This is a genomic window from Streptococcus sp. DD11 (genome assembly GCF_001578865.1).
Taxonomy (GTDB): domain Bacteria; phylum Bacillota; class Bacilli; order Lactobacillales; family Streptococcaceae; genus Streptococcus; species Streptococcus panodentis.
This window is the reverse complement of sequence record NZ_KQ969393.1, coordinates 173,912-183,679: the sequence shown is the minus strand read 5'-3', so window position 1 is coordinate 183,679 and position 9,768 is coordinate 173,912. Positions and strand designations below refer to the sequence as shown.

8 protein-coding genes, 1 pseudogene and 1 riboswitch are annotated in these 9,768 nt (G+C 47.7%); all 9 genes and pseudogenes read right to left on the bottom strand.

Features of this window, described 5'->3' with window-relative positions; genetic code table 11:
• The coding region (locus tag STRDD11_RS04150; RefSeq protein ID WP_241209335.1) for a branched-chain amino acid ABC transporter permease at positions 1-809 on the bottom strand (809 nt) is incomplete at its 3' end.
• Positions 810-812: 3 nt separating this feature from the next.
• Positions 813-1,682, bottom strand: coding sequence for a branched-chain amino acid ABC transporter permease (locus STRDD11_RS04145; protein WP_128835690.1), 870 nt, complete (start codon positions 1,680-1,682; stop codon positions 813-815).
• Between the two features lie 224 nt (positions 1,683-1,906).
• The gene (locus STRDD11_RS04140; protein WP_128835687.1) at positions 1,907-3,067 is read right to left on the bottom strand and encodes an ABC transporter substrate-binding protein; all 1,161 of its coding nucleotides are present in this window, start codon (positions 3,065-3,067) and stop codon (positions 1,907-1,909) included.
• 89 nt (positions 3,068-3,156) lie between these two features.
• Positions 3,157-3,426 carry a YlbG family protein gene (locus STRDD11_RS04135; protein WP_128835685.1) on the bottom strand — a complete coding sequence of 90 codons (270 nt, stop codon included), beginning with the start codon at positions 3,424-3,426 and terminating at the stop codon, positions 3,157-3,159.
• A gap of 140 nt (positions 3,427-3,566) precedes the next feature.
• Positions 3,567-4,166 (bottom strand): annotated as a pseudogene (locus STRDD11_RS04130) (ATP-dependent Clp protease proteolytic subunit); the annotation flags it as partial.
• A gap of 189 nt (positions 4,167-4,355) precedes the next feature.
• Positions 4,356-4,985 carry a uracil phosphoribosyltransferase gene (gene upp / locus STRDD11_RS04125; protein ID WP_128835680.1) on the bottom strand — a complete coding sequence of 210 codons (630 nt, stop codon included), beginning with the start codon at positions 4,983-4,985 and terminating at the stop codon, positions 4,356-4,358.
• Positions 4,986-5,092: 107 nt separating this feature from the next.
• Positions 5,093-7,753: a magnesium-translocating P-type ATPase gene (gene mgtA, locus STRDD11_RS04115; RefSeq protein WP_128835676.1), complete on the bottom strand. Its 2,661-nt coding sequence runs from the start codon at positions 7,751-7,753 to the stop codon at positions 5,093-5,095.
• Between the two features lie 157 nt (positions 7,754-7,910).
• Positions 7,911-8,522: a glutathione S-transferase family protein gene (locus STRDD11_RS04110; RefSeq protein ID WP_128835673.1), complete on the bottom strand. Its 612-nt coding sequence runs from the start codon at positions 8,520-8,522 to the stop codon at positions 7,911-7,913.
• A 148-nt stretch (positions 8,523-8,670) separates the two neighbouring features.
• A riboswitch (M-box (ykoK) riboswitch) is annotated at positions 8,671-8,826 on the bottom strand.
• A gap of 107 nt (positions 8,827-8,933) precedes the next feature.
• A partial coding sequence (locus tag STRDD11_RS04105) for a MalY/PatB family protein (RefSeq protein ID WP_164828369.1) occupies positions 8,934-9,768 on the bottom strand: 835 nt, incomplete at its 5' end.

The following is a 9,768-nucleotide window of genomic DNA, read 5'->3' as shown; positions in this document are numbered from 1 at the left end:
AGCATATTGAGAACGCCTAGAACTACGGCTGCGACAACCGTCCCGGTCATCGATCCCAGACCGCCAAAGACGACAATAATCAAAATGTTAATCGTATTCGTAAAAGAGTAATCCTTTGGCACCACTGAGCCGACAAAACCAGCCTGCAGCGAACCCGCAATTGACGCGGTAATCGCACCGAATACAAAGGCGGTTACCTTGACCTTGGTCGTATGAACCCCAACAGACTCGGCCGCAATCTCGTCTTCGCGGACGGCCAGAGTGCTGCGGCCCATCGGACTGCGCAGGAAGTTGATGGTCAAAATCGTTGTAATAACAGCAAAGAGATAGACCATCTGCCAAGAGGTAAAAGGCGGAATATAGGTGATACCGGCCGCACCATTGGTCAGCTCCCCGCCATTGATGATGAGGATACGGATAATCTCTGATACTCCCAGAGTGGCGATAGCCAGATAGTCCCCTTTGAGACGAAGGGTAGGAATCCCTACTGTCAGAGCCACGGCACCGGCGATGAGGGCACCGACCAGCATAGCAGCAAAGAAAGCGCCGTAGGTAGGCGATTTAGAGCCGATAATGGCGACAGCATAGGCACCGATCGCCATGAAGCCAGCATGGCCCAGCGAGAACTGACCGGAAAATCCTACAATGAGATTGAGACCGACAGCCATAATAATATTGATGCCGATTTGTTCAAAGATTTGGATATAGAAGGCATTGAGGACACCGGCACTGACCAAAACTGTTATCAGCACATAGCCAATCAGCAGCAGGCCGAGCCATAAAGCATTTATTTTTAAATTCTTTTTCATACTTTACACCTTCTCTTTCACATTTTTGCCAAGGATACCAGCTGGACGAATCAAGAGAATCACAATCAGAATGGCATAGACAATGGCATCGCGGAAGTCAGACAGACCGAAGACAGTCGCAAAGGTTTCCAACAGGCCGATAACGAAGCCGCCGAGAGCTGCGCCGGGAATAATACCGATACCGCCCAGAACAGCCGCCACAAAGGACTTAATCCCCGGAGTCATTCCCATCAGGGGCTCCAGTGAATTATAGTAGAGGGCAATGAGGACACCGGCCGCTCCGGCCAGAGCAGAGCCCAGAGCAAAAGTGAAGCTGATTGTTCGGTTGACATTAATCCCCATCAGCTGGGCCGCATCACTGTCTACAGAAACAGCCCGCATAGCTTTCCCCATTTTGGTCTTTTGCACAATAAACTGCAGGGCCACCATGAGGAAAATCGAGATCCCCAGAATCAGCAGCTGGATGTTGGAAATTGAAACCGGACCCAGACTGTAGCGTTCAATCTTCATGACCTGCGGGAAGGAACGCGTATTGGCGCCGACAAAGAAAATCATGCCGTATTCCAAGAGGAAGGACACACCGATGGCCGTAATCAAAGCCGCAATCCGGGTCGAATGGCGCAGGGGACGATAGGCCAGAAACTCAATGATTACACCGAGAAGAGCTGTCCCCAGCATGGCTAAGATGAGAGAAAGGAAGAAATTAAACTTCAGGATATTAATCAGATAGTAGCCCATAAAGGCCCCAATCATATAGATGTCGCCGTGGGCGAAGTTAATCAGTTTAATAATCCCGTAAACCATAGTATAACCCAGAGCCAGAAGCGCATAGACGCTGCCCAGAATTAAACCGTTGACTAATTGTTGGAGCATGACACACCACGCTTTCTATAATAAAATAAGGAATGGGACAAAAACCAGCAGACTAGGTCGTGATTTTGTCATCCCACTCCCAAAATAGCAATAATAGTTGATGAAGAAATGAATAGGAGCTGATACATAAACTTTTACAGCAAGCAGTCATCTATCCAATCTCACTCAAACAACTGGAAATTAAAAACAAGTCAAAGACTGGGATAGTCCCAGCCTCGTAACTTTTATTCAGCTTCAACCGTTTCAACAGTATCTACCTGACCGTCTTTCAGACCAATCATCAGAGCTGTTTTCACTGGATTGTGGTCCTTGTCAATGGTGATTGAACCTGTAACACCTTCAAAATCTTTCAGCTTGGCCAGGTTATCCTTGAGTTCTACAGATGTTTTAGCGCCTTTTGAAGCCTCTGCTGCCATATACACAGAATCGTAGGAAAGCGCCGCAAACATTGAAGGCTCTTCATTGTACTTCGCCTTGTATGCTTCGATGAACTTCTTAGCCTTGTCAGTCATATCGCCGGAAGTTGTGAAACCTGATACATAGTAGACATTTGTCGCTGCAGCCGGTGTTGCCTGCTCCACAAACTTAGCATCGCCAAAACCGTCAGGGCCGACGATGGTCTGCGTAATCCCCAAACCACGCGCTTGGTTAACAATTTTACCAGCTTCTGTGTAGTAGCCTGGAACCACGAGAGCGTCAAATTCTTTGCCCTTAATCTTCGTCAAAGCAGCCTGGAAGTCAGTATCCTTAGACTGGAAGGTTTCAGTAGCGACGATTTCGCCCTTAAATTCCTTCTTGAAAGCATCAGCCATTCCTTTAGCATAGTCGCTGGATTGGTCATAGTAGAGAACCACTTTTTTCGCTTTCAGATTATCCGTTACATATTTAGAAATAATCTTACCTTGGTAGCTGTCAATGAAGGTCGCACGGAAAAGATAATCCTGCTTGTCCGTCAGATTGTCCTGAGTCGCACTCGGAGTGACAATCGGAACACCGGCTTTCGCAGCGTTGGATGTTGCTGAGGCAGTCGCACCGGAAGTCGCAGGGCCAATGATCGCATTGACCTTATCCTGAGTTACCAAGCTGGTTGTAATGGTCGCTGCTTCGGCCGTTTCAGACTTATTGTCCTTGTCCGTTACTTCAATCTTCTTACCATCCACACCGCCAGCTGCATTGATTTCATCCACTGCCAGCTGAGCGCCGCGCTGTTCAGCTGTACCGTAAGCGGCAACCTCACCGGATTCTTCAAAGTTAAAACCCAGTTTAAGCGTGTCGCCGATTTCTGTACCGGTCGCTGTTGAGTTGTTATTGGAAACTTCGCCGCAGGCTGCGAGCAGAGCTGCACTGGCAAATACTGCTAGGGACAGAGCAAATTTTTTCTTCATTCCAAAATCTCCTTATTCCTTTTGTTTGATGATATAGTAAGAATATATCGAATTATCTGAAAATTGTCAACCCTTTATGCTTACTTTTATCAAATGATAACGTTTTCCTGGTTTCGATAGAGGCTGCCGACAAAATTCGTGTCTAAATCCTGAATATGGCAGAGCCGTACTTTTTTGATATAGCGTTCTTTGGACAGCTGATTTTTCAGACTGTCTGCCTCTTCTTTATTGACATAAAGCTGCAGATAGCGATGTTTTTTGGAATGATAGATGACATCTCCGACACTGGCCAGCTTTTTAACATCGCGATTGTAATAGAGATAGACCACCAAGCCTACTCTTTCTTTTTTCTTTAGCATAAAACTCCTTTCCGATAGATCTAGTCCTTACATGATTATAGCAAAGATAGGCCCAAAAAACCAGCCCTTAAAAAGCGCTGAACAGCAGAAGAGCAGTTGGAAACTGCAAAAAAAGGAGCCTCCTTTCGGCTCCTTCTCTCTTAACCCAGATTGCTGTTTTCCATGATTTCGTCAATAAAGCCGTAATCCAAGGTTTCCTGAGCGCTCATCCAGTAGTCGCGTTCAGCATCCTTGTGGATTTGCGCAACAGATTTGCCGGAATTATTGGCCAAGATTTGTTCCAAAGTCTTACGGGTTCTGAGCAGGTGCTCTGCAGCAATCGCCATATCGGTCTGCTGGGTGCCGCCGCCTGTGCCGCCCATCGGCTGGTGAATCAGGTATTCCGCATTTGGCAGCATAAAGCGTTTGCCCTTGGCCCCGCTGGAAGCAATAATCGTTCCCATGCTGGCTGCCACGCCCATGACGATTGTCTGCACATCGGACTTGATAAAGTTCATGGTATCCACAATAGCCAGACCGGCTGATACAGAACCGCCTGGTGTATTGACATAAAGATAAATATCTTTGCTGTTGTCCTGAGCATCCAGGAAAAGGAGCTGGGCAATGACTGAGTTGGCCATATTGTCCTCCACCGGACCGGTCAGCATAATGATGCGGTCTTTTAAAAGGCGGGAATAAATATCATAAGAGCGTTCTCCGCGGCTGGTTTGTTCAATCACTACAGGAATCATCGTTTTCTCACTTTCTGTTTTAAAATTTTTCTATCAAACTAGGAAATAGAATTTCACATTATGGGACTATTATAGCCTTTTGGTCAAAAAAGGTCAAATATTTGCTTTGTACAAAAGATTTGAAAGCAAGAAGCCAGCAAAGCCATTTTACAGATGAAGCATTGCTGCAGCAGGTCTTGCTGTTCACCATTCAGGCTCTTATTTTGTCCCAAACAGCCGGTCGCCGGCATCGCCCAGCCCGGGAACGATGTAGCCGTGGTCATTAAGATGGTCATCCAGAGCAGCTGTGAAAATCTCGACATCCGGATGGGCTTCTTGCAGGGCATTGACACCTTCCGGAGCAGCCACCAGACAGACAAAGGTAATGTTGCTGGCACCGCGCTTTTTGAGGGAATCAACTGCCAAAATAGCAGAGCCCCCCGTTGCCAGCATAGGGTCCACTACAAAGATGTGGCGCTGGTCAATATCCTCCGGCAGTTTGACCAGGTATTCAACCGGCTGCAGGGTTTCTTCGTCCCGATACATCCCAATATGGCCGACCTTGGCTGCCGGTACCAAGCTCAAAAGGCCGTCTACCATACCGATTCCGGCCCGCAGGATAGGCACGATAGCCAAGGTCTTACCCGTCAGCTGCTTTTGCACTGTCTTGGTAATCGGTGTTTCAATCTCTACGTCTTCAAGGGGCAAGTCGCGCAGCACTTCATAGCCCATCAGCATAGCAATCTCATTGACCAGCTCCCGAAAGGCCTTAGTCGAAGTATCCGTACGGCGTAAAATGGACAGCTTATGCTGAATCAGCGGATGTGCGATAACTTCAAGTTTTCCCATGATTGGATTTCCTTCTTTCAACTTATTCTTCTTATTATATCAAAAACACAGGAAAAAGGCTCGCAGCAAGCAAGCCTTTTCAAAGATTTTCTTATCTGTTTTTAAACTCACAGCCATTCCTTATAACGCTTGATATAGAAGTGCTTGACCAAGGTCACGCTGGCCATATAAAGGACGATAATCAGCAGCAGGCACAGGAAATAAACACCGTTGAGCGGGGCGACTTTCAGCAGACCGGCAAAGAGACTGTAAGGCAAGGAAGTGACAAAGAGGGCTGCCGCTAGCGTCGTCACAATGACAGACAGAGCCGGACGGCTGTGCACGAAAGGCAGCTTCGGTGAGCGCAGCATATAGATAACCATGGTCTGAGACCACATGGACTCAATGAACCAGCCTGTTTGAAAGAGCGTGATGAAGGCTGCTGCTTCTGCCGAGCCATGCTGGTAACTGCCACCCATAATCATAGGTACAATGATAAAATAGAGCAGCAGGTAGGTCAGAATATCAAAGACCGAGCTGATTGGGCCTATCCAAGCCATAAAGCGGGTAATGGATTTGGCGGACCAGATGCGCGGCTGCTTGAGAAACTCACTGTCTACATTGTCAAAAGGCAGAGCGATACAGGAGAGGTCATAGACCAGATTGAGCACAATCAGATGGACCGGTGCCATGGGCAGAAAAGGCAGAAAGACACTGGCAAAGAGCAGGGAAAAGATATTCCCAAAGTTGGAACTGACCGTCATCTTGATGTACTTGGTCATATTGGCATAAACCTTACGGCCCTCTACCAGACCCTTTTCCAGCACCATGAGATCCTTATCCAGCAGGATGACATCGGCCGTTTCCTTGGCAATATCGACAGCTGTATCCACCGAAATGCCGACATCCGCCACTTTCATGGAAGGAGCATCATTGATGCCATCGCCCATATAGCCGACCTTGTGACCGTTAGCCTTGAGCTGCAGGATAATCCGTGCCTTTTGATCAGGCGATAGTTTGGCAAAAACGGTCGTTGCTTCCACTGCCCGGCTGAGCTCCTCGTCCGACATAGCATCCACAGCAGAGCCCAAGAGGATGCTGTCAACATCCAGTCCGACTTTCTCACAGACGGCTTCGGTCACTTTTTCATTATCCCCTGTCAGAATTTTTGTAGCAACGCCGTATTCAGCTAAAATTTTAATGGCTGGGGCTGCGGATGGTTTTGGAGGATCCAGAAAGGCCAGATAGCCGGTCAGGATCATATCGGATTCATCATCAATGGAGAACTGATAATCTTCTTCCAAGTCAGATTTGTAGCTGACACCCAGCACACGCAGCCCCTGTTCATTGAGCAGGGCTACTTCGTCCAGAATTTCCTGACGGATTTCCTCGGTCAGTGCGGTAATCCGGCCCTTGTATTCCACATAATTTGAAATAGCCAGCATTTCTTCCAGAGCCCCCTTGGTGACCATGCTGACGGACTCTTCATCATCTTTGACAATGACACTCATCCGGCGGCGCTCAAAGTCAAAGGGCAGCTCATCAATCTTCTTGAAGGTTTGGTCCAGGTTGCGGACGAGTTCGTGCTTTTCTGCTTCTTTTTCCGTCCGGCTGATTATGGCCCGATCCATGAGGTTTTTGAGGCCGGTTTGATAGTAAGAATTGAGATAAGCCCGGCGCAGCACTGCCAAGTCCAGGTCTCCGTGAATATCCAGCGGGTATTCCAGCACAATTTCGTCCTGGGTCAGCGTTCCTGTCTTATCCGTACAGAGGATGTCGATAGCCCCCAAATCCTGAATGGCATTGAGCTTCTTGATGACCACCTTTTCCTGGGCCATGATAATCGAACCCTTAGCCAGACTGGCCGTGATAATCATGGGCAGCATTTCCGGAGTCAGGCCGACCCCGACGCTGAGGGCAAAGACTCCTGCTTCCAGCCAGTCACCGTCTGTCAGGCCGTTGATGAAGAAAACGACTGGCACCATGACCAGCATGAGCCGGATCAAGAGCCAGGAAATGCTGTTCATTTCCCGCTCGAAGGAGGTCGGTTCGTCATAGGTATTGAGGGTCTGCTCGATAGCTCCCATCATGGTCTCGTCTCCGACCACCAGGACCAAGGCCGTTGCCCGGCCGGAAATGACATTGGTCCCCATAAAAGCCAGAGACTCGGTCTCCAAAAGACTGTCAAAGTTTTGCTCGTCAGCCTTGGCCAGACAGACTTTTTCCACCGCATCGCTCTCACCGGTCAGGCCAGACTGCTGGACGAAAAAGTCGCGGGAGTCAATCAAGAGCACATCTGCCGGAATCATATCGCCGGCGCTGAGCTTGATCATATCGCCTACAACGATTTCATCAATGGGAATCTCCTGCTCTGCCCCTTCACGAATCACCGTAGCCGTATTGACGATGAGACGGGACAGATTGCTGGCTGCCCGGTCGCTCCGCAGCTCCTGCACAAAGCGGATTCCGCCTGAAATCAGGACCAGCACCACAATGATAATGGAGGTTGTCGGATCCTCCTCTCCTGGCTTGGCCAGCCAGACATTGGTCACCAGAGAGACCAGGGCGATCACCAGCAGGATGACGGTAAAGGGGTTGATGATGGATTCATAAATCTTTTTAAAGATGGAATCTTCCTGCCCCTTGGTAATGACATTTTCTCCGTAGAGATCGCGGTTTTCCTCGACCTGATCTTCGGTCAGACCGCGAAAGGCACTCTTATAATATGCCAGAGTTTCTTGAACAGGCAGCTGCAGCGCTGCCAGCAATCTTTCTTTTACGTTTTTCATTGGTTTCTCCTATCTGTATGAATAATGTGGTTCATACACAGAGACCAATCACTTTATGAGGACAGAACGACACAAATCAGCGATTGGCTATGTATGTGCGGTTCCGGATGATCGTCAATTTGCATCGTATTGCTCCTTTCTTAGTTTATAAAAGCAGTTAATAATCCCAAGATGCTTGCAAGACATCAAAAGTAGCATTCATCTTCTGTGTCCATTCTTGCAAGTCGGGAAAATTTTCTCTCAAAGAAAATCCAATGACTTCTTCACGTAAATTCCACCAATCTACAAGAGCAACTACTTGGATTGTTGCAATATTTAAAGAAAGTCCCTGCTCAGTAGCCAATTTCTCTAATAAGGCCAAACTCCGGACATTTCTCTCATCAATTTGCTGATGTCTGTCTTTCCACCAATGCTCTTTTTCATGAAAAAATTTTTCCGCAACCATCGGCATTGTGTTTTCCAAAATTCCTTCAGCAACGGACAGTATGTTCAAAACGTGCCACTTCTCTATTCCATTAGGAAAAAGCGGAGTTTCCTGACCTAGCTCATCTAAATATTGGGAAATTAAATCACTACCATACAACCATTCTCCATTGGAAGCTTGAAAAACAGGAATTCTACCCAAAGGATTATCTTGATTATGCGGTGAATTTTTGTCGAAAGCCACCTGAACTCTCTGAATATCCACTTGCTCCTCTAAATGATGATGTAAAATTGTAGCATAGACTTTACGCGCAAAAGGACTGGTACTAGAATACCAAAATTTCATTACTATTCCTCCTTCTTTTTTCTTAAAAGGCAGGCAATCAACTATTTATACTCTTGAAATATTTTCAGCAAAAAAGAATACCCTGCCAATTTCTCGACAGGGTGTTGCATGTCAGGTTATTCGCTTCATTGTTTTAAACACAGATAAAACAAGCATTCACCGTTCAAGCTTTAACTTCATAAGGCGATGAAATGAGCTTAGTCTTGACCTTGGCGATCAGGACTGTTGACCAACGAGCAGTGTCTCCACTGCTTTGCGGTAGTCATCCGTATCCTTATGGTAGCCTCACCTACCGATTTTTCATTCTAACTATACTCCTCTTTAGAATGATTGTCAATAGGAATGGCCTCTTCTTTTTCATTTTTTATGAAAATCTTTCACAGAATGTCCTTTCAAGCGCTTTTGGGTCCGTTACTGAGGCAGGGCTGCAGCAATGCGCCGACAGATTTCTTCAAGGATGGACTTAGGAGCGGCCGCATTGAGCCGGGCATGGCCCTTACCCTCCTTGCCAAAATCCGCTCCGCGGTTGAGAACGACCTTGGCCTCCTCCCGCAGGATACGGAAAAGCTCCTCATCCGACAGGCCGTAATGGGAAAAGTCCAGCCAAATCAGATAAGTCCCTTGAGGTTTCATAATCCGCAGACGTGGTGCTTCCTTAGCAAAATAATTGACAACAAAATCAATATTTTCTTCTAAGACAGCCTTAAGCTCGCTCAGCCAAGGCCGGCCATAGCGATAGGCTGCTTCTGTTGTCAGCAAACCCAGCCCCGGAATTTCATGCTGGTTATTGGCCAGCTGGCGCCGTTTGAACTGGCTGCGCAGGGCAGGATTTTCAATCACGGCATAGGAATTTTTGGTGCCGGCAATATTGAAGGTCTTGGTCGCGCTGGATAAAATCAGACTGAAGTCGTTGAAATCAGGTGAAATGGTATTAAAAGAGGCATGGCGATGGCCGAACAGCGTCAGGTCCTGATGGATTTCATCAGAGACCAGCAGCACATCATACCGCTGGCAGAGCCGGCCGATTTTCTCCAAGACTTCTCGCTCCCAGACCCGGCCGCCGGGATTGTGGGGATTGCAGAGGACATAGATTTTCACAGCATTGTCTGCCAGGTCGCGCTCCAGCTGGTCAAAATCAAGCTGAAAGAGTCCATCCCGCTCGACCAGAGAATTGGTCACAAGCCTGCGGTTATTGAGCTTAACGGTACGGGCGAAGGGCGGATAAACCGGGCTGTTGATGAGGACG

Excerpts from the sequence above, each read along its gene's own strand:
- STRDD11_RS04145 (WP_128835690.1), bottom strand. The coding sequence starts at position 1,682 with ATGCTCCAACAATTAGTCAACGGTTTAATTCTGGGCAGCGTCTATGCG.
- STRDD11_RS04140 (WP_128835687.1), bottom strand. The coding sequence starts at position 3,067 with ATGAAGAAAAAATTTGCTCTGTCCCTAGCAGTATTTGCCAGTGCAGCT.
- STRDD11_RS04135 (WP_128835685.1), bottom strand. The coding sequence starts at position 3,426 with ATGCTAAAGAAAAAAGAAAGAGTAGGCTTGGTGGTCTATCTCTATTAC.
- upp (WP_128835680.1), bottom strand. The coding sequence starts at position 4,985 with ATGGGAAAACTTGAAGTTATCGCACATCCGCTGATTCAGCATAAGCTG.
- mgtA (WP_128835676.1), bottom strand. The coding sequence starts at position 7,753 with ATGAAAAACGTAAAAGAAAGATTGCTGGCAGCGCTGCAGCTGCCTGTT.
- STRDD11_RS04110 (WP_128835673.1), bottom strand. The coding sequence starts at position 8,522 with ATGAAATTTTGGTATTCTAGTACCAGTCCTTTTGCGCGTAAAGTCTAT.